This is a genomic window from Rhizobium sp. BK251, assembly GCF_004345245.1.
Classification (GTDB): domain Bacteria; phylum Pseudomonadota; class Alphaproteobacteria; order Rhizobiales; family Rhizobiaceae; genus Rhizobium.
Genome location: NZ_SLUQ01000002.1, coordinates 93770 through 114435, shown reverse-complemented (window position 1 = coordinate 114435; position 20666 = coordinate 93770). Strand labels below are relative to the sequence as shown.

The 20666-nt window shown below is 61.4% G+C and carries 18 protein-coding genes; 12 read left to right on the top strand and 6 right to left on the bottom strand.

Going from position 1 to position 20666, the window contains the following annotated elements:
• Entirely contained in the window at nt 1–1068 is a 1068-nt protein-coding gene (locus tag EV286_RS04535) for an NAD(P)-dependent oxidoreductase (protein WP_132955829.1), read from the top strand.
• Nucleotides 1069–1081: 13 nt separating this feature from the next.
• Complete coding sequence (locus EV286_RS04530) at nt 1082–2422, top strand: DUF4910 domain-containing protein (protein WP_132955828.1); 1341 nt, start codon at nt 1082–1084, stop codon at nt 2420–2422.
• A gap of 88 nt (nt 2423–2510) precedes the next feature.
• On the opposite strand, the gene rfbC is transcribed toward EV286_RS04530, so the two are convergent.
• A complete protein-coding gene (rfbC, locus tag EV286_RS04525; protein ID WP_132955827.1) occupies nt 2511–3050 on the bottom strand; it encodes a dTDP-4-dehydrorhamnose 3,5-epimerase in 540 nt (179 codons plus the stop codon).
• A 329-nt stretch (nt 3051–3379) separates the two neighbouring features.
• On the opposite strand from rfbC, the gene EV286_RS04520 reads away from it, so the two are divergent.
• The 9 genes from EV286_RS04520 (at nt 3380) to EV286_RS04480 (ending at nt 14474) form a co-directional block, all read left to right on the top strand.
• Nucleotides 3380–4675: a class I SAM-dependent methyltransferase gene (locus tag EV286_RS04520; RefSeq protein ID WP_132955826.1), complete on the top strand. Its 1296-nt coding sequence runs from the start codon at nt 3380–3382 to the stop codon at nt 4673–4675.
• Nucleotides 4672–5484, top strand: coding sequence for a glucose-1-phosphate cytidylyltransferase (locus EV286_RS04515; protein WP_132955825.1), 813 nt, complete (start codon nt 4672–4674; stop codon nt 5482–5484). The genes EV286_RS04520 and EV286_RS04515 overlap by 4 nt, the downstream gene beginning before the upstream one ends.
• Complete coding sequence (locus EV286_RS04510) at nt 5481–6134, top strand: PIG-L deacetylase family protein (protein ID WP_132955824.1); 654 nt, start codon at nt 5481–5483, stop codon at nt 6132–6134. Before EV286_RS04515 ends, EV286_RS04510 begins: the two co-directional genes overlap by 4 nt.
• 130 nt (nt 6135–6264) lie before the next feature.
• Nucleotides 6265–7047 carry a response regulator transcription factor gene (locus tag EV286_RS04505; protein WP_132955823.1) on the top strand — a complete coding sequence of 261 codons (783 nt, stop codon included), beginning with the start codon at nt 6265–6267 and terminating at the stop codon, nt 7045–7047.
• A 47-nt stretch (nt 7048–7094) separates the two neighbouring features.
• Complete coding sequence (locus EV286_RS04500) at nt 7095–9272, top strand: polysaccharide biosynthesis tyrosine autokinase (RefSeq protein WP_132955822.1); 2178 nt, start codon at nt 7095–7097, stop codon at nt 9270–9272.
• A gap of 8 nt (nt 9273–9280) precedes the next feature.
• Nucleotides 9281–10540, top strand: coding sequence for a polysaccharide biosynthesis/export family protein (locus EV286_RS04495; protein ID WP_245500608.1), 1260 nt, complete (start codon nt 9281–9283; stop codon nt 10538–10540).
• Nucleotides 10541–10727: 187 nt separating this feature from the next.
• Entirely contained in the window at nt 10728–11984 is a 1257-nt protein-coding gene (locus EV286_RS04490; RefSeq protein ID WP_165932779.1) for a glycosyltransferase family 4 protein, read from the top strand.
• Entirely contained in the window at nt 11984–13297 is a 1314-nt protein-coding gene (locus EV286_RS04485; RefSeq protein WP_132956311.1) for a glycosyltransferase family 4 protein, read from the top strand. Before EV286_RS04490 ends, EV286_RS04485 begins: the two co-directional genes overlap by 1 nt.
• 19 nt (nt 13298–13316) lie before the next feature.
• On the top strand, nt 13317–14474 hold the full coding sequence (locus tag EV286_RS04480) for a glycosyltransferase (RefSeq protein WP_132955821.1): 1158 nt from the start codon (nt 13317–13319) through the stop codon (nt 14472–14474).
• Here the strand turns inward: EV286_RS04480 and EV286_RS04475 are convergent.
• The 4 genes from EV286_RS04475 to EV286_RS04460 are packed head-to-tail and all read right to left on the bottom strand — an operon-like array spanning nt 14471 to nt 17759.
• Complete coding sequence (locus EV286_RS04475; RefSeq protein ID WP_132955820.1) at nt 14471–15064, bottom strand: putative colanic acid biosynthesis acetyltransferase; 594 nt, start codon at nt 15062–15064, stop codon at nt 14471–14473. The two genes, EV286_RS04480 and EV286_RS04475, sit on opposite strands and share 4 nt — an antisense overlap.
• Before the next feature lies 1 nt (nt 15065).
• On the bottom strand, nt 15066–15680 hold the full coding sequence (locus EV286_RS04470; RefSeq protein WP_245500607.1) for a YdcF family protein: 615 nt from the start codon (nt 15678–15680) through the stop codon (nt 15066–15068).
• Nucleotides 15681–15727: 47 nt separating this feature from the next.
• Nucleotides 15728–16564, bottom strand: coding sequence for a glycosyltransferase family 2 protein (locus tag EV286_RS04465; protein WP_132955819.1), 837 nt, complete (start codon nt 16562–16564; stop codon nt 15728–15730).
• Nucleotides 16565–16598: 34 nt separating this feature from the next.
• On the bottom strand, nt 16599–17759 hold the full coding sequence (locus EV286_RS04460) for an MraY family glycosyltransferase (RefSeq protein WP_165932778.1): 1161 nt from the start codon (nt 17757–17759) through the stop codon (nt 16599–16601).
• Nucleotides 17760–18393: 634 nt separating this feature from the next.
• Here EV286_RS04460 and EV286_RS04455 point away from each other — a divergent pair.
• A complete protein-coding gene (locus EV286_RS04455) occupies nt 18394–19596 on the top strand; it encodes an alpha-hydroxy acid oxidase (protein ID WP_132956309.1) in 1203 nt (400 codons plus the stop codon).
• A gap of 18 nt (nt 19597–19614) precedes the next feature.
• Here EV286_RS04455 and EV286_RS04450 read toward each other — a convergent pair whose 3' ends face one another.
• Nucleotides 19615–20658, bottom strand: coding sequence for a Gfo/Idh/MocA family oxidoreductase (locus EV286_RS04450; protein ID WP_132955817.1), 1044 nt, complete (start codon nt 20656–20658; stop codon nt 19615–19617).
• Nucleotides 20659–20666 lie beyond the last annotated feature (8 nt).

Here is a 20666-nt window from a genome sequence, read left to right as displayed (position 1 = left end):
ATGAAAGTACTCGTGACGGGGCATAGGGGCTACATTGGTTCGGTCATGGTGCCGATCCTGCAGAAGGCGGGACATGAGGTACATGGCTACGATAGCGAGCTTTACCGGCGCTGCCACTATGCACCGGGTGGGGCCATGCCCGAAGTTCCCGGCTTCCGCAAGGACGTCCGCGACGTCACCGCGGCCGACCTGAAGGGTTTCGACGCCGTCATCCATCTCGCAGCGCTTTCGAACGATCCGCTCGGCAACCTCAATCCGGACATCACCTACGAGATCAACTACAAGGGCAGCGTCAAGATGGCCGCGGCGGCGAAGGAAGCCGGCGTCGGCCGCTTCCTGCTGGCATCCTCGTGCAGCAATTATGGCCTTGCCGACGAGGACATGATCTCGGAGACCGGCAAGCTCAACCCCGTGACGGCATATGGGCGCTCCAAGGTGCTCGCCGAACAGGAAATCTCCACGCTGGCCGACGACAGCTTCTGCCCGGTCTATATGCGCCCGGCAACGGCCTACGGCCTCTCGCCGATGCTGCGCTTCGACATCGTGCTCAACAACCTCGTCGCATGGGCCGTCACCCAGGGCGTCATCCTGCTCAAATCCGACGGCACGCCCTGGCGACCGATCGTCCATATCGCGGATATCTCGGCCGCGTTCCTTGCAGCGATGGAAGCACCGCGGGAGGCCGTCTACAACGAAGCCTTCAACGTCGGCCAGACCGCGCACAACTACCAGATCCGCGACATCGCCGAAGTCGTTGCGGCGACGGTGCCCGGTTGCCGCCTCGACTATGCGAGCGACGCCGGACCGGACACCCGTTCATACCGCGTCGACTTCAGCAAGATCGCCCGCGCGCTGCCGGCCTTCAAGCCGCAGTGGGATGCAAAGGCCGGCGCCGAGCAGGTCTACGCCGCCTACAAGAGCTCCGGCCTGACCCTCGCCGAATTCGAAGGGCCGCGCTACCAGCGCATCGCCCATATCCGGCACCTGATGAGCGACGGCAACCTGGACGAAGACCTGCGCTGGGCGCAGCCGGAGGCCGCTCGCCCGCTTGCAGAGGCTGCGATCTGAGGACGGTCCGGACATGAATGCGCGTGAGATCCCCCCGGGGCGGTTTGCGGAGCGCGATGACACGGATATCGGCCAGCACATTTATGCGCTGGCCAGCCGTCTCTTCCCGATCTGCCGGAGCATCACCGGCAACGGCGTTCGGGACACGCTGGGCATCCTGCAGGAATATGTCGGCCTTGAGCGCCACGAGGTCCCGACCGGCACCCAGGCTTTCGACTGGACGGTGCCGCGGGAATGGAACATCCGCAACGCCTATGTGAAGGATGCCTCCGGCCGCAAGGTCATCGACCTTGCCGAGTCCAGCCTTCACGTGATGAGCTACAGCACGAATGTTGCGCGCACGATGCCGCTCGACGAGCTGAAGACGCATATTCATACCCTGCCGGAACAGCCGGACCTGATACCCTACAAGACCGCCTACTACACCGAGGAATGGGGCCTGTGCATGTCTCACAATCGGTTCCTGGCGCTCGAGGATGGGGACTACGAGGTCCTGATCGACACCGAAAAGACCGATGGACACCTCTCCTACGGGGAATATTTCCATCCCGGCACCACGGACAGGGAAGTCCTGTTCTCCGCCCACATCTGCCACCCGTCCCTCGCCAACGACAATTGTTCGGGCCTCTCCGTGCTTGCCTTCATCGCGCAAGCGCTGAAGGGTCGCGATACGAGATACGGATACCGATTCCTGTTCGCACCGGGCACGATCGGTTCGCTGACATGGCTTTCACGTAACGAGGATCGGCTCGATCGCATCGATCACGGTCTCGTCGTCTCCTGCGTCGGCGACGCCGGCGGCCCTAACTACAAGCGCAGCCGCCGCGGCAATGCCTTCATCGACCGCGCGGTCGCCTCCGTGCTCTGTGATGGTCGCAAGCCCAACATGCTCGACTTCAGCCCCTACGGCTATGACGAGCGGCAATTCTGCTCGCCGGGCTTCAATCTTCCGGTCGGCCTGCTGCAGCGAAGCGTCTTCGGCACCTTCCCCGAATACCACACCTCCGCCGACAATCTCGATTTCATACGGCCGCAGCACCTCGGAGCATCCCACCGGATGGTCATGGACATCATCGATGTCCTCGAAAACGATTGGGTTCCTTTCAACCTCTATGGGAAGGGAGAGCCGCAGCTCGGACGTAGGGGGCTCTACTCCAAGATCGGCGGACACACGTCCACGGGCATGACGATCATGTCCTATCTCTGGGTGCTGAATCTTGCGGACGGAGAGCACTCGCTGCTCGACATCGCCGAGCGGTCGGGCATGCCCTTTTCCGCAATAGCCCGCGCCGCCCAGCTGCTCAAGGAATCCGGCCTTCTTTCAGACGTAACTGCCGGCGAGGCAAAATCCTAGCCGTCCTCGCGGGACGGCCAGGGTGAAAAACTCCATATTTTCCAGATAATTATACCCGCACCCTCAGACGCGACCGGCGGATCTCGCGTCAGGCGGCTTCGAGCTGCATCAGCGGCCAGCTCATGTCCTTGTCGGACATGACCGATGGCTTGGCCGGCCAGCTCACCGAAATCGCCGGATCGTCATAGCGCACCCCTGTCGAGGCAGCGGGAGAATAAGGTGCGGAGATCAGGTAGTTCACGACCGAATCGTCGCGCAACGACTGAAAACCGTGGGCGAACCCCTTCGGGATATAGAACTGTGCCCGATTGTCCTCCGAAAGCACCGCGCCGGTCCATCGAAGGTAGGTCGGCGAGCCGGGCCTCAGATCGACGGCCACGTCCCATATGGCGCCGCGCAGGCAGGAGACCAGCTTGTCCTCCTGGTGCGGCGCCTTCTGGAAGTGCAGCCCACGCAGCGTGTGCTTCATCACCGAGTGCGACATGCTGTGCTGAACGAAGCTCGTCACCAGCCCATGCTCTTCGAATTCCTGCGTGCAGAAGGTCCTGGCAAAGGACCCGCGGCTATCTCCGCTCGCGACCGGCTCCACAAGCCACACGCCGGTCAATCCGGTCTCGGTGAAACGCATTTCTCTACCCTCTTCACACTGCCGCAGCCCGCGGCCTTTCTGAGGTTGATTCTCTCAGAAAACGCCGGGATCGAAAGTCGATCATAAGTCGTAGACGCTGTCGGGCCTCAAAAAGCGCTCCGCGGAAAAGAGCTTGCCGATCAGGCTCTCCGAGGTGGTAACCCGATAGGCAAATAAGAGTTACCTTATACAGCTTTTGGACGAAGCGAGTGAACGCTTTGCGGTATCGCCTCTCGCCGCGGCGATGCGTAAGCTCCTGTTATGAAAAGTGGATCGAAGGGCAAAGACGCGATCCATTCAGGTTTGTAGCAAAGCGTAGGGGCGTTTTCATGAATGTACAACCGGATCAGCTTCTGACACGGGCGGCGCTGGGCGAAAAAGCTCGTCCATGCCGCCTTTGTGGCTCGCAGCTTACCCATACCTTCGTCGATCTCGGAATGTCGCCTCCCTGCGAGAGCTTCGTTCCGGCAAGCCGCTTGGGCGATATGGAGCCCTACTATCCGCTCCACGCCTTCGTCTGCAGCGAGTGCCTCCTGGTGCAGCTGGAAGAGGAAGTGAGCCCCGAAGCGATCTTCGAGGAATACGCCTATTTCTCCTCCTTCTCGGACAGCTGGGTCGCGCATGCCAAGCGCTATTGCGACCAGATCGCCGAGCGCCTCGGGCTGGACGGCAACAGTTTCGTCGTGGAGCTGGCCAGCAACGACGGCTATCTCCTGCAGCATTTCGTGGCACAGAAAATACCGGTTCTCGGCGTCGAGCCCGCAATCAACGTTGCAAAGGTCGCCGTGGAAAAGGGCGTGCCGACCAAAGTCACGTTCTTCGGCAAGGAAGTCGCGCAGCAGATGCGCGATGAAGGCCAGGATGCGGACCTTATCATCGGCAACAACGTGCTGGCGCAGGTGCCTGATCTCAATGACTTTGTCGCGGGCATGAAGGTGCTGCTGAAGCCGGAGGGTGTCATTACCCTCGAGTTTCCGCACATCGCCACCCTGATCGCGCAGAACCAGTACGACACGATCTACCACGAGCACTTCTCCTACTTCTCGATGCTGACGATCGAGATGATGGCGCAGCGCCATGGCCTGCGCGTATTCGATGTCGACGAGGTCCCGACGCATGGCGGCTCGCTTCGCGTCTACCTGACCCATGACGACAGCGCCTGGCAGCGCAGCACGAACGTGGACGAACTCGTGAAGCGTGAACGCGAAGCAGGGCTCGATGTGATCGACACCTACACCTCGTTCGCGCAGGCCGCGCGCAGGGCCAAGCGCAACCTGCTTTCCTTCCTCATCGAACTCAAGGAACAGGGCAAGTCGGTCTGCGGCTACGGCGCACCGGGCAAGGGCAATACCCTGCTCAACTACTGCGCCATCGGCACCGATTTCCTCGACTTCACGGTCGACCGCAATCCTTACAAGCACGGCCGTTACACGCCGGGAATGCACATTCCGATCGAGACGGTAGACGCCATCGATCAGAGGAAGCCGGACTACATCCTTATCCTGCCCTGGAACCTGAAGGACGAAATCGTGGCCCAGATGCGCCACGTCGGCGAATGGGGGGCAAAGTTCATCATTCCGATCCCTGAAGTCCAGGTGATCGATCCGAGGGAGCTGAAACTATGAAGGTCGTTCTCTTTTGCGGCGGTTTGGGCACCCGCATCCGGGAATACTCCGAGAGCATTCCGAAGCCTATGATACCGCTCGGCTCGCAGCCGATCATGCGCCATGTCATGCAGTATTATTCCGACTACGGCCATGACGAGTTCATCCTGTGCCTCGGCTACAAGGCGAACATAATCAAGGACTTCTTCCTGAATGCTAAGCCGCAGGCGTTCTCCGACTGCGTGGTGTCGGGCGGCGGCCACGTCGAACTCCTGGGCGAGGCCCAGAAGGACTGGCGCGTCACGCTGATCGATACCGGCATCTGGCGCAACATCGGCGAGAGACTCTGGGCCGTGCGTGACCACGTGAAGAACGAGCGCATGTTCATCGCCAACTACAGCGATGGCCTGACGGATGTGAACCTCGACGACATGATCGAAAAGTTCGAGGCAAGCGGCAAGATCGCATGCTTCCTCGCCGTGCGCCCGCCGCTCACCTATCATCTCGCCGATATCGACGATGACGGTCGTGTGAAGGAATTCCGCAGCTCCAATCGATCCGACATCTGGATCAACGGCGGCTACTTCCTGATGCGCGGCGAGATCTTCGACTACATGCGCGAGCGGGAAGAGCTCGTCCTCGAGCCCTTCGAGCGGCTGATCAAGGACGACATGCTGATGGCCTACAAGCACGAGGGCTTTTGGCGGTCCATGGACACCCTGCGCGACTGGCAGTCGTTGGAGGAGATGGTCGAACGCGGCGACATGCCGTGGACGCACCACTCGGCGAACGGCCAGCCCCAGGGCCTGCGGATGGCGAAGCTGCCATGAGATCGCTGTCGCTGGCAACAGGCGGAGAGCGCCTTTCGATCCTATGTCTCGGAGCACATTCCGACGACATCGAGATCGGCGTCGGCGGCACGATCCTAGGTCTCATCGCCCGCGGCGTGCGCCTCGATGTCCATTGGTGCGTACTGAGCGCTCCGGGCGCAAGGGCGATGGAGGCCCACGGTTCGGCCCAGGCCTTCCTTCGCGGCGCCTCGTCGCATTCGATCGAACTCGGCGACTTCGAGGACAGCTTTTTCCCGAGCCAGAACCGGGAGATCAAGAACTGGCTGATCTCGCTGCGCGAGAGAGTCGATCCGGATGTCATCTTCACGCACAGCCGTGACGACGAGCATCAGGACCACCGCGAGGTCAACCGGCTGACGACCAACGTATTCCGCAACCACCTGGTGCTGGAATACGAGATCCCGAAGTGGGACGGCGACCTCGACCGGCGCAACACCTACGTGCCCCTGTCGACGGACGTCATGGACACGAAGATCGCCCTGCTTCTCGAGCATTTCGCGACGCAGCGGTCCAAGGATTGGTTCGATGCAGAAACGTTTCGCAGCCTGGCGCGGCTGCGGGGAATGGAATGCAGGGCTCCGGCGCGTTTCGCCGAGGCCTTCACGATAAGGAAGCTTTCACTGGGCTGAAGCTTTCCTTGGTTAAGCATCAATTAACTTTAGCATTGCGTAACGTTAGTACATTCGAATAATACGAAATGCAGTCATGCCGGAATACGGGAATTCGACAGTGTAACGCGTATCAAGGGGTCGTAAGGTCATGAACGAGGGGCGCATCAATAACCACCGCATTGAACTGGGGACGCAGGAATCGAAGGAGCCGTCAGAGCTTCTGCTGACGAACGTGCGTTCGCGCGGCCACCAGCCGCACAAATACGGCGAAAACGACTATGTCGCGCTGATCGACAGGCGGACGCTGGAGCGTCAGTGCCTCGCACAGGGGCTGAGCAGCCACAATATCGGGATGAAGGTGTTCACCTTCGGCAGCCTCGAAGAGTGGCAGCAAGCGAGGGAGCGTCTCGGCACGCTGCGTGCAGTTCTCTATAATGCCGGCAATGGCGATATTGCCCATGGCAGCCTCGAGAGCGAAATCGCCGACATGGTGGCAACCTTCGATCCCGCAGCCGTGATCGTGCTCTCGGAAAACCAGGAGCTTTCCGCGGTCCTCCACGCGATCGGGCTTGGCGTACGAGGCTACATCCCGACATCGGTCAGCATCGACGTCTGCATCCAGGCGATCGGGCTCGCCATCGCCGGCGGCAAGTTCGTGCCGGCAAGCAGCGTCCTGGCCATGCGCGGCCTTCTCGGCGTCAGCAGCACCGCGAAGCCGCAGATCACGTCCTCCTTCACCGCGCGCCAGTCGGCAGTGGCCGAAGCGTTGCGCCGCGGCAAGGCCAACAAGGTAATCGCATCCGAACTAGACCTCTGCGAAAGCACCGTGAAGGTTCATATCCGCAACATCATGAAGAAGCTCGGAGCAACGAACCGCACGGAAGTCGCGTACAAGATCGGTGACATGATTTCCGATCAGCCGCACGCGTAAGGCGACCAGAGCAAGAAGACTCATAACAAAGTTCAGGAAACGCCAACATGATCTGGTCGCAAGAAACGCGCGCAAGCGAAGCAATCGCCATGCCGAGGCTCGTCTCTATCCTGCTTGAGAGAAAGATGACCGTTGCCTTCTGCATCCTGGTCGGTTTCTGCCTGGCTGCTGTCGGTTACCTCTATTCGCCCAAGCGCTACCAGGCAGAAGCAATTCTCGCCCTTGACGTGCGCAAGCTTCAGGCACTTCCGTCTGAATCGGTCGTCTCGTCATTGCCGCAGGAGAGCCCGGCCCTGCGGACCGAGCTCGACATCATCGGCTCGAGAATGATGGCCGAGCGTGTTGTTCGGCTGCTGAAGGACAAGGATGCATCCAGGGGAGTGACGGCTGGCGTTTCCGACACTCCTGCTCCGCTTCCGGCTCAGAATTCGCTTTCCGCCGATGACCAGGAGACGCGTGATCGCGAGATGATCAACGATCTCATATCGCATGTCGGGATATCGAACGATGGGCGCTCGCTGACGATCTACATATCATTCAAGGCCGACACGCCTGAGTACGCAGCCCTCGTCGCCAATGCCTATGGCGAGGCTTATATCGACTACCAGATCGACCTGAAGACCTCGGCGACGCGCAGGGTCAGCGAATGGCTGGGCGACAGCCTTGTCAACCTGCGTACGAAGCTCGAGCAGTCCGAAAGGCTTGCGACGGATTTCCGCGAAAAGGCAGGTATCGTCAAGATCGGCAACACCACGCTCAAGGCGGAACAGATCGCCGGTCTGAACAATGAATTGACGACGCTGCGCGCCCGACTGGCTGGTTCCGAGGCACGGCTGGCGACTGCTTTAGACACCGAAAGGGGCGATGACAATCTGGCACTGGCCGAGGTTCTCGCCTCGCCCACGATCCAGGCATTGCGGACCGAAGAGGCGCGCACGAAGCGCGCGATCAGCGAGATCGACGAAAGCGGGGCGATCATGAACCCGCAGCTGCCGCAACTGAAATCCCAGCTCGCGTCACTGAAGACGCAGATCAACGCTGAAATCGAGCAGATCATCGACAGCCTCCGCAACGAGATCGTCTCCATGAAGCGGCAGGAGGCCGGCATCGAGACGAACCTCAGGAAGATGCAGGAGGAGATGTCCGAGACGAACCAGGCGCTCGTCCATGCCGACCAGCTGGACCGTGAGGCAAGTGCAAACCGCTCGATCTACGAGAGCTATCTGACACGCTACAAGCAAACGATCGAGCAGGACGGCATCGTCACGGCCGAAGCCCGGATGATCTCCCGCGCCATACCGCCCGGCGCGCCGACGAGCCCGAACCTGAAATTCTGGATTCTCCTCGGCCTCGTTACCGGCAGTGCCGCTGGTGTCGCCGCCGCCTTCCTTCTGGATCGCAGCGACAAATCCGTGCGCTCGGCCGAAGCACTCGAAACGAGAACGGGCCTTGCTGTCATTGGCAGGATCCCGAAGCTGTCGGCCCGCGAACGTGCAGATACCATCGGAATGGTTCGCGACGGCAAGTCGAACTTCGGCCAGGCGCTCGCTGACCTCCAGGCCCAACTCAGACTCGGAACCGACTCCGCACCGTCCCGCGTCGTCGCGGTTGGCTCGGCGATCGACCGGGAAGGCAAGACGCTGATCGCGGCCAACCTGGCGCGCTCGCTTGCGGCGACTGGCGTCAAGACGATCGTCATCGACGCCAATCTCAGAAGTCCGTCAATCGATCAGGAGTTCGGAGCCAAGTCTCCCAATCACCTGGAGCAAGTCATCTTTCGTGGGCTGGCACTCGAAAAGGCCATCCAGAACGATCCGGTGTCCGGCGTGGACTTCATCGCAGCGCGCGAGAGCGCCGTACCGACGGAGTTCCTCCTCGGCAACCGCCAGTTCGCATGCGTCATCGGAGAGTTGAGGCAGCGCTACGAGCTCATCATCATCGACACGCCCGCGATCGCCGCCGGCCAGGATCTGATGCGCATAGCCTCGCTCGCCGATACGACGGCCCTCGTCGTGCGCTGGGAAGCGACCGACATGAAGCAACTGCAACTGTCCGTCAAGAAACTGCGCGCTGCCCGCCGCAACATCTGCGGCATCATCCTCAACGGATCTCCGCGACAGGGAAAGTTGCCAAATCAACCGGCCTTCTACCGCCTCAGTCCGAACCGGACCGCAGCACAGACGCCAGCCATCAAGAAGCCAATTCCAGTCGCCGTGAAAGCGTGAGGTGGAGCATGTTCAGTAATCTCTTTGGCGAACGAAGCAATGGGGCATTCCGCACCCGGTTCGCACACCTCATGGCGGCGATCCTGCTGCTTCTCTCATCCGGCCTTCTGTCCGCTGCCAGGGCCGAGGCCTACAGGGTCGTACCGGGCGATGTATTGTCGATCACGGTCTACGGCAATCAGGATCTCACTGGCGTGTTCCCGGTCAGCGCCGACGGCACAATTGGCTACCCGATCCTCGGCAACGTCACCGTGACCGAGGCAACGCCGACCGAAATCGCCGACAGGATAGGCAAATCGCTCAGCCAGCATCTCGCGAATCTTTCCGTGGCGGTCACGGTCAAGGAATACGCGCCGGTCTTCGTCGTCGGCGATATCCAGAAGGCCGGGAAATTCGAGTTCCGACCGGGAATGATCATGCTCGAGCTCTTCGCGCTGGCGGGCGGCCTCCGGCAGGCATCAAGCCAGACGGACACTGCCGGCATGCAGCTCGTGACCGCCCGACAGGAATATGAGGACATGGGCCTGCAGCTGCTGTCTCTGGACGTCAGGCGCACACGGTTCGAGGCAGAGTACAACGACAAGACCTTCGACTACAATTTCGATCCGGCGATGGGATTGACGGATGCGACCTCCGCACAACGCATCATCCAGTCCGAACGGAATATCTTCGACCTGCGCCGCGCCGGGGTCGACGAACAGCGCCGAAGCCTCGAGACCCAGCGACAGAACTTTATCGAGGAGATCGCCTCTCTGGAGAAGAGTTCCGAGTTGAGGGGCCAGGAATATCAGCTTCTCCAGCAGGACGTTGATGCCTCTCGCGGACTTTTCGAGCGCGGCGTTACCTCCGAGTCGGCATTGCGGGAAAAAAAGAGAGAAATGCTCGCGATGAACCGCAATACGGTCGAGGCAGGCTCGTTCCTCGCCCGCGCCAAGCAGAACAGGGATCTGATCGATCAGAAGCTCCAGGATCTGCAGGGCGAGCGCCGCAACGACGCGGCAAAGGGTCTGGGAGACATAAGCCTCGAGATCCTGAGGTTGCGAAAGAAGATGGAATTCAGCCTTCAGAAGATGGCCGAAATCAGCGCGAGCGCAGGACGCGCAGCAACGCTCGAGCAGAGCATGAAGACGGTCTTTTCAACCGTGCGGCTCGTCGACGGACAATACAAGGAAACGGTCGTCGAGGAGCATACGCCGATCCGGGCGGGTGACATCGTCCGCGTGAAGCTGATGCCGATCGCCGAGACCATGACCAGCAGCGTCAACTGACGCGATGCCGTTGGCGCCACGAGCGCCAAAGAGGGAGCACAGATTCGCCTTTTGGTGGAACCGGACTAGCGGAGGAGCCGCGGCCTATTGCCTTTGACCAGCTTGTGGTCCGGTACTGGCTTGCGAAAATCGAGACGACTTATCGCTCGTGCCTGGTTGCACGGGGGACACCTGGGGAGACTTCAGCATGAAAATCATCCTGGTAAACCGCTACTTCTTGCCGGACCAGTCCGCGACGAGCCGCGTCATTTCCTCGCTTGCCGATGCCCTCACCCGCAATGGGTTCGAGATCGTCGCGCTGACGAGCCGCACGCTGCACAATCAGAAGAATGTCTCCCTGCCTGCGGAGGAAATGGTCGGCGACGTCACGGTCAAGCGTCTCGGAACCTCGCATTTCGGCCGGCACAACATTGTGGGAAGGGCATTTGACTATCTTTCCTTCCATGTCCTTGCCTTCTTCTGGCTGCTGCGCCACGTCTCGCGCGGTGATGTCTGCATTGTCTGCACCGATCCGCCGCTGCTCTCCGTCACCTGTGCGTTGCCGATAAGGCTGCGCGGCGCGCGAATGGTCAATTGGATCATGGATCTTTTTCCCGAGGTCGCGATGGAGCTCGGCATGCTGAAGGCGGCAAGCGTCGGCGGCCGGCTCGCAATATGGCTGCGCAACTGGTCCCTGAAAAGCTCTGCGCTCGTCGTCTGCCCAACAAGAACGATGGCCGACTATATCCGCGAACTCGGCATTCCCCGCGATCGCCTGGTCGTTCTGCCTCATTGGTCTGACGAGAAGGAGATCTATCCGGTACCACGCGAGAAGAACGGCTTGCGTGAGCAGTGGGGGCTGGCCGATACTTTCGTCGTCGGTTACTCGGGTAATTTCGGCCGCGCCCACGAGTTCGGCACACTCATCGAGGCGGCGACCCGTCTCAAGGATCGCGACGACATACGCTTTCTCATGATCGGGGCCGGCCAGCAGCACGCCCCCGTGCAGGCCGAGGTCAGCGCGCGCGGACTGGGCAACGTCATCTTCAAGCCGTTGCAGCCGGCAGAACAACTGGCGGAAAGCCTGAGCGCCGCCGACGTGCATATCGTCTCCCTGCTGCCGCATCTCGAACATTGCATCATTCCGAGCAAGTTCTACGGCATCATGGCCGCCGGACGTCCGACGCTGTTCATCGGCGACAAGATGGGAGAAGTGGCGAGGGTTATCGCCGAAACCTCTTGCGGCCAGGCGGTTACGATCGGCGACAGCGAGGGCCTGGTTTCAACCATAAGCGCACTGCAGGAAGCTCCAGATCGCTGCATGGAAATGGGACGCATCGCTCGCCAGGTTCTCGAAACCGAATACGCACGAGAAAAGGCGATCGCGTCATGGTGCGCGCTCATCGCCCGTCTCGACCGGCACGCCGCGTCCGTGGCACGCAACGCTCTGCAGAGGCAATCATGATGAACGGAAGCGTCGTCGTCAGCCAACTTGGTGCCCGGATGCATTATGCGGTGCCCCAGATTCTCGCCTCTGAAGGAAAGCTCGCGCATTTCTATACCGACATATGTGCCACGAAGGGCTGGCCACGTGCGCTGCGCCTCATTCCGACGTCGGTAATGCCAGCATCGATACGGCGGCTCGCCGGCCGCGTGCCCAGAAATATTCCGAGCTCCCTGACCACGGTGTTCCCGTTGTTCGGCGTGCGTTCGGCCATACGTCGACAGCGAATGAAGGGCTTTGCGGAAGAGATGGACCACACGCTCTGGGCAGGCGAGGAATTCTCGCGTCTGGTTGCCCGCAGCGGCTTTCACGGCGCGACCGGTCTCTACGCCTTTGCCGGCGACGCTCTGGAGCAGATGCGTGCTGCTAAGAGAGAGGGGATGTGGACCGCGGTCGAACAGATGGTGGCACCGCGCGAAGTCCTGGAGCAGCTTCTGAGCGAAGAGATGGACAGCTTTCCGGACTGGATGGGACCGTCCGCCGTCAACCCCTTCGCCCACCCCTTCGCCGAGCGCGAAAAAGCCGAGTGGGATCTTGCCGACCTGATCGTCTGCCCGTCCGAATTCGTTCGGCGGCATGTCGTTGCCTGCGGCGGTATCGCGGAGCGCTGCGTTGTCGTTCCCTACGGCGTCAATGGGCGCTTCACCGCCGAGCGCCCGCCGCGCGCACCTGGGCCGCTTCGCGTATTGGTCGTCGGCGAAGTCGGCTTGCGCAAGGGCTCGCCCTATGTCGCCGAAGCGGCGCGGCTCCTGCGCGGATCAGCGAAGTTTCGCATGGCCGGTCCATCCTGGCTGCCGGAGCGAAAGAAGGAGGAACTGTCGCTTTCGGTTGAATTGAGGGGAGTCGTGCCGCGCGCGGCAATGGCCGAGGAATACCAGTGGGCGGATATCTTCCTTCTGCCATCGATCTGCGAGGGTTCGGCGACGGCAGTCTACGAGGCGCTGGCCGCCGGCTTGCCTGTGATCACGACGGAAAACACCGGCAGCGTGGTGCGCCACGGCATCGATGGCCTGATCGTGCCACCACGCGACAGCCAGGCGATTGCCGAAGCGGTTACCATGCTTGCCGACAATGTAGCGGTGAGAACCGAGATGGCCGCCAGCGCCCGCAAGAGATCGACCGAGTTCACGGTCGAGCGATACGGCGCGCGCCTGCTTGCGGCTCTCTCCACGCTGCCCGCCGAGCGGACCTCGAGATGGGGCCTCTATCACTCGGACAATGGCGCCGATCGGCTTTTTCCGGTGCAACGGCATCCGACGGCACACGCAGGGTAAATTGGCGGAGCGGAACACAATGAAGATCGTCCATGTCATCTCGCATATAGATCCCAAGAACGGCGGCCCCCAGGCCGTGGTCATGCGGATCGCCGCCGCCCAATCCGCCTTGGGACACGATGTCCATATCGTCAGCTACGGCGACGGCGAGGCACGCGACCAAGCCTTTGAGGCCGGGCGCGCCATACCCGACTTCTCGCGGATCCATTGGCATGTCCTTCCGGAACCCGGGCTCACCGAAAAACTCTTCTGCTTCGACGGTCGGAAACTCCTACGCAAGGTCCTGCCGTCCGCGGCCTTTGTTCATCTCCACGGCGTGTGGGAGCCGATACTGCCCTGTGCGGCCGCGGTGGCGAGAAGCGCGGGCGTGCCCTATTGCCTCTGCCCTGCCGGAATGCTGGATAAATGGAGCATGCAGCAGCGCCCGCTGAAGAAGCGGCTGGCACTCGCACTGGGCTACAAGAGGATGCTCGACGAAGCCAAATTCATCCACGCGCTGAATGTGGACGAGGCCGATCTGATGGCGCCCTTGGCCCTCAAGGCACCCAAGGTCATCATCCCGAACGGCGTCTTTCCGCAGGAATTCGATCCCTTGCCCGACGCCGGCGCCTTTCGCGACAAGATCGCGCTCAGAGACGGGCGACGCTACATCCTCTTTCTCTCCAGGCTTCACTTCAAGAAGGGCCTCGATATTCTGGCGCGGGCGTTCCACCTGATCGCCGACAAATACCCTGACGTCGACCTGGTGGTGGCAGGCCCGGCCGCCGGCGCCGAAGATGAGTTCATGTCCCTGATCCGGCAATTCGCACTGGAAGACAGAGTGCACCTGACCGGCCCGATCTACGGGCAGGCCAAGCTGGATGCCTTCATCGATGCCGCCTGCTTCTGCCTGCCGAGCAGGCAGGAAGGCTTCAGCATCGCGATCACCGAGGCGCTCGCCTGCGAAACGCCTGTTGTCATCACCGATGCATGCCATTTCCCCGAAGTCGCGACCGCCGAGGCTGGCCTCGTTGTACCGCTCGATCCATCGGCGGTGGCCAAGGGACTTGCCGCCGTCCTGCGCGATCACTCCATGGCCCAGCAGATGGGAAAGAACGGTCGTCGCCTGGTGATGGAGCACTTTACCTGGCCGGCAATAGCCGAGCTGGCGATCCGCAACTACGACGTCGCAGTTTAGCTCGCCGCCGCAGCCCTGTTGCGGACGCCGACCGGCTTGGCCGGATTGCCGACATAGACCGTCCAGGCCCGAAGCGGCTTTGCCGCAACGCCACGGGCACCCAGTACGGCGCCCTCCCCGACAGTCACGTTCGGCCCGACGAAGGCTTCCGCCGCAACCCAGCAATTCGCTTCGAGCGTGATGGGGCCGCTGACAAGCGGGAAACCGGGGTCCTGTATGTCATGCGATCCCGTGCAAAGATGTGCCCGCTGGGAAACGATGGCGAAGTCGCCGATCGTGACCGGGGCAAGATTGTAGCAGATCGCGCCGGGACCGATGGAGGCATACTTGCCCATTTCTAGATTGCCCGGCCACCAGACCGTGGCTCGCGCATGCACCGTCGCGGTTGGATGAAGCCTGGCGCCGAAGCGCCGCAGCAGCCAGTTCCGCCACCGTGTCAGGGGTGGCGGAGTCCAGGCTGCAAGGCCGGACCAGGCCACCGCCCAGAGCAGACGCTGGATGCGGAATTTTAGAGAATAGGTCGGCCCGCCGAAACGGGGCAACGCACTTCCGGCGTGATCGAACTGCGGATCCTCGTACCGTGCACGCATCTCAAGACCCCTCCCTAGCTGCAGTCGTCTGGTCCATCAACGCGAGGACGAAACTGCTCAGATCGTACCATGGCAGCTTTATGTATTCCTTGAATATCTGAATCCCCAGTGTGTCGAAGGCCAGTGCCAGGGAAGACATTGGCGGCTCGGCAGGAACCGACATCCATCTGATGTCGCTCGAAGACGCAGCGAAGGTGGCAAGCGCTCTGCGCGAATGGAACCAGCTTGTGACCAACACCGCCTCGCGGACGTTGTGTCGCTTCAGGATGGGCCCTGAGAATGCTGCATTTTCCCTGGTGTTTCTAGACAGACACTCGACCTCGATCGCATCCCCGTCGACGCCGCGCTCAATCATTGCCCGACGGATGTAGTTGCAATCGCCATCACCGCTGACGAGAACCCGAGGCGCTACCCCCTCATTCCAGAGAGCCGCCGCGCGCGCAGCGCGCGGCGGACCGTCGCCCCCCAGCACGACAATTATGTCCGCCTTGGCGACGGGGTCACGAACGCTGAGCAAACGATCCGCACCTGCCAGCGCCGCTAGATAGACGCAGAACGACACGCTTACAAACAGAAGGGGCAACACCCACAGAAGCGCGCGTGCGCGCCTCGTCACGATCCAACGCCTTTCCTTCTGCCTTACTACCGTCCCTTCGGAGCGACTCACACCGGTAGTCCACGCTCGCGCCGCCGAAGCTCCATTGTCTTGATGACGATCATGTACTCATAGGCGGCAAGCAGGCGGCAATAGTGGTACCCCTGCATGCCATCGAGGAAACCAAACCGCAGGAAGTACATGTAGACGAAGCGCGCCGTCGCGCGGAACGGCACATGCATTGAAAGCTCCTTCAGGCCGCGGCGGCGTACTTCCGCACGGCTGCTGAATACCTCGCCCCAGGGGATGCGCCGCTCGCGCAGGCTGACAGCCGTCTCCTTCGCCTCCGAAGAGGAATAGCGATTGTGTTTGTCGTACCAGGCCTTCATGCCCTTGTTGAAGCTGTAGTGGATGAAGTGCGAGTTGAGGCGTCCCTCCGGCCCAAGGCCGTTGCAACGCAGATGAACCTCACGGTCGAACCCGAGTATCCGATCAGGGCGGAAAAGGCGCGGGATCCATGACGGATAGAGGCTGCTGTGCTTGATCCATCGGCCCATGAACATGTTCTTGAAGCGGATCCGGAAGAAAGATTCGGGCCGGCTCGCGTCGGCCGCAATGGCCAGCATCTCGTCACGCAGCTCCGAGGGAGTGATCTCGTCCGCATCCGGCATGTAAACCCAAGGATATTTGTAGTTGATCTGCTTGAGGGCATATAGGCGCTGTGTGTGCTCGCCGTCATAGGCACGCTGGTAGACGCGTGCGCCCGCCGCCCTCGCAATCTCGACCGTGCGGTCGGTACTGTAGGAGTCAATGACCACGATATCATCGCACCAGGAGAGCGTGGCCAGGCACGCAGGAAGGTTCTCTTCCTCGTTCAAGGTCAGGATGCACACAGATATCGACAAGTTACACCTCCTGCAGAGACCGATCCAAGCATACTCAGGCTTCGATACCGGTCTTTTTCGCCACTATGGATTTGCCGTAGTCACCGTCGCTGCTCCGCAGGACGGCAACCTCAGGCGTTGGTTGAGACAATATCTGCTGGCGCAGTCCGAGCGCCCGCGCCCAGGTCGGAGCATGGCCGCTTGCCAGAAGCACGAAGACGGTGTGGGCCCCCACTGGCAGGATCAGGCTGAAGGCCATGACGCCGGCGGGAACCTCGGCACGCGCGCCTATAAAGCCGATCGCACCGCAGATCGCCGAGGCGAGCATGATCATCCCGGTTGTGCCGGCAGGCGAGAACCCGTTGTCCAGGAAAAGATGGTGGAGATGCCAGCGGTCGGCCGACATCGGGCTGCGCCGAGCAAGAATGCGCCGGGTCATCAGGCTAAGCGTGTCGACGACCGGGATAATGACGATCCACAGGAGCGCCGGAAACGTGACGGCCGATTCGAGCGTCGAGAGAATGACGATCAGATAGGCGATGGTCAGGCCAAGAGCCGTACTGCCCGCATCCCCGAGGAAGACGCTCGCCCGTGCCCGCCAGGGGCTGCGCATGTTGAAGGCGAGGAAGCCGCAGATCGCAGCCACCAGGGTCTCGATCGGAAAGACGAGGCCGGGCACGGCTTTGAAATCCGCAATGATCAGGAGCCACATCAGCGCGACCGCAGCCGAGCCGCCCGCCAGCCCGTCAACGCCGTCCATCATGTTCCAGGCATTGATGAGACCCGCTACGAAGAGGATCGCAATCAGGAACAGGAACGGCGGATGGGCCGCTATTTCCGCAGGCAGCAGCGCTCCGAAGGAGAAAAAGGAAATATGGACGCCGCTCACAAGGATGATGGCGGCGGCGAGCTGGGCTGCAAGCCTTACGGTCGCAGGCAAGGGACGCTTGTCGTCGATGACACCGACGGCGACCACAATGAAGAGCGCCAGCCAGTAGTTCGCCCCGAGCGCCGACAGATTGCCGACAAGCAGGGAAATGGCTGCAAAGGTCAGGAAAATCCCGATGCCGCCGCAAAGCGGAATGACACCGTCGTGCCGCTTGCGATGATCCGGATGATCGATCAGCGAGAGCGCACGCGAAACCCTCTTGAGTACCGCGATGAGAAACGCACTCATCGTCAAGGTAAACAGACTGTCGACTGCCAGTACGAACATGCCCAGAACCCCCGTCCCGATGCCATGACCATGCCTCCGGCGGCCGGGCCAGAGATCGCTGCTCATGTCTTGCCTGAAGGATAGGAGTCGGCCTGTGGGTTCGATACGTGGGAAAAAGGCGAACCCCTTCCCCCTTAGGTGGGTATCTGTTGGCTTCGTTTACCGCCCTCGGTTCCATTGGGACGAGGTTCACCGTCTATCGGCTGAGCCAAAAGGCACTGAGGCGGCCCGCAGGCTGGAAAGACTGACGTTTTGCGCGCCCCGTCGAGCGCGGTCACGCGGATGGTCATTGAGACTGCATCTGGAATAAATCTTTAAAAACAGGCAATTACCAGCCAGCCATTCGCCTGACTTGGTTGTGGCGCATTCCCACCGCCCGGCACCGGCGGCAGCAGCAAAAGGATGATGCAGGGTCGCATGAAGTGCCCTGCTCTAAGCCTATCGGTGGATGGTTTGGGCTTGACCTAAGATGATTGACCGAGCCGGGCTTGCGAATCGTCGTGCTGGCATTTCCAGCGGTTTTAGATCAGATGGTCGTCGGAGGTACTTCTCATACGCGGCCGTCCCGTTTTGCGGGCGCAAGCGGGTGAAGCGCTCGTGACGACCAGGGGAGATAAGGTCCGGTCCGATGCTGATGGCGAAAACGCAGGAACACAGATCCGACTATCTGACGGCCCGCCGGCTGGCCAAGATATTGGCGCTCGACGATTTCGAGGGCGTGGCAAGGCGGCACCTGCCGCGACCGCTTTTCGGCTATATCGCTGGTGCAAGTGAAACCAATGCCTCGCTCAGAGACAACCGAAACGCATTTGCGGAGTTTGGCTTCCGCCCGCATACACTGCGGGACGTATCGCTTCGCTCGACGGCGACCACGATCTTGGGAACCCGCTATGCCGCGCCTTTCGGGATTGCGCCGATGGGCATCAGTGCCCTGATGGCCTATCGCGGCGACATCGTTCTCGCACGTGCAGCCGCCGAAGCCGACATTCCGATGATCATGAGCGGCTCGTCGCTTATCCCTCTCGAAGAGGTGGCGAAGGCGGCGCCGCATTCCTGGTTCCAGGCCTATCTTCCGGGCGAGCCCGACCGGATCGACGCGCTTCTCGATCGCGTCGCCGCGGCTGGCTTCGGCACCCTGCTGCTAACGGTCGACGTCGCCATTCTGCCCAACCGCGAGAACAATGTGCGTGCTGGCTTTTCGACGCCGCTGCGCCCAAGCCTGCGCCTCGCCTGGCAGGGACTCACCCACCCCTCATGGACTGTGGGCACATTTGCGCGCACGCTCCTGAACCACGGCATGCCCCATTTCGAGAATTCCTACGCGACGCGTGGCGCACCGATCATCGCCCGATCCGTCTCGCGCGATTTCGGCAAGCGCGATCACCTGAACTGGGAGCATCTCGAACAGATCCGCCGCCGCTGGAAGGGCCGACTCGTCGTCAAGGGGATCATGCGTGCGGACGATGCGCTAAGGGCCGCGGAATACGGCGTCGACGGCATCATCGTCTCCAATCACGGCGGCCGACAGCTCGACGGCACCTTGGCGCCGCTGCGTGTCCTGCCGCGCATTGCCGAGGCTGCCGGCGACAAAACGACGGTAATGCTCGATGGTGGCGTGCGGCGCGGGACCGACGTCCTGAAGGCGCTAGCGCTTGGCGCGAAGTTCGTCTTCGTCGGGCGCCCGTTCCTTTATGCTGCGGCGGTTGGCGGCCATGCCGGCGTGATGAAGGCCGCCAACATTCTCAGTGAGGAAATCTGGCGCGACATGGCGCTCCTCGGGATCAACTCCATCGAGGAGCTGACCACCGACTATATCGAACGTCTGCGCGGGGATTGAAGAGCAGCAAGGTGCGGCTCAGACCTTCGATTCCTTGCGTTCACGTTCGGTGACCATCGCCAGATCGAGAACCTTTTGAAGGTTTGCGGCGTGGCGGAAATTGGGATCCGGCTGGACACCCGTCGCCACCGCCTCCACGAAGCGCTCGTAGTTCGTCGGCACAGGCGCAACTTCGATCGTCTTCCATACGGCGCTTTCCGCGTCGTCGCCAACGCAGCCACGCAGTTCGGATTCGCCGGTGCGATGCATGACTTCGAGGCCACCCCTCTCGCCATAGATACGCAGCTTCAGTTCGTTGAGGTGGCCGGTCGCCCAGCGGCTCGCATGGATCACACCGAGCGCGCCGTTGGCGAAATCGACCGACATGGCGAAGCTGTCGTTGGCATCGAGCATATATTCGCCGATTTGGCCGCCAGGCGCCTTGTTGAACGTCTTCAACCGGGCAAAGACGTGGTCGATATCGGTCGCTGCGCCATAGGCAGCAAAATCGAGAATGTGGATGCCGACATCGCCCAGAACGCCGTTCGACCCATGGCCGGTCGAAAGCCGCCAGAGCCAGGTCGATTCGGTGCGCCAATCGCCCCAGGCCTTGGAAACCAGCCAGCTCTGCAGATAGGACGCCTCGACATGCTTGACCGTGCCGATCTCGCCGGCAAGCACCATCTGCCGCGCCCGTTGCAGCGGCGCGACGTTGCGGTAGGTCAGGTTCACCATGTTGATGACGCCCGCCCTCTCGGCCGCCTCGGTCATCTCGAGGGCCTTTTCATAGTTTTCGGCCAGCGGCTTCTCGCAGAAGACATGCTTGCCCGCTGCAATGAGGGCAAGGGTAGTGGGATGATGGACCCGGTCGGGCGTGACATTCGAGGCGGCATCGAAATCTCCCCAGGCGATTGCCTCGTCCAGAGAGAGAAAGCGCTTCTCGATGCCCCACTTGTCGGCAAAGGCCGCAAGCCGGTTTGCATCGCTGTCGACCGCGCCGACGACTTCGACGCCGTCAATGCGCGTGAAATGGTCGAGCTGATTCTTTGCCATCACGCCCGTGCCAACAATGATAAGACGCATGCTATACC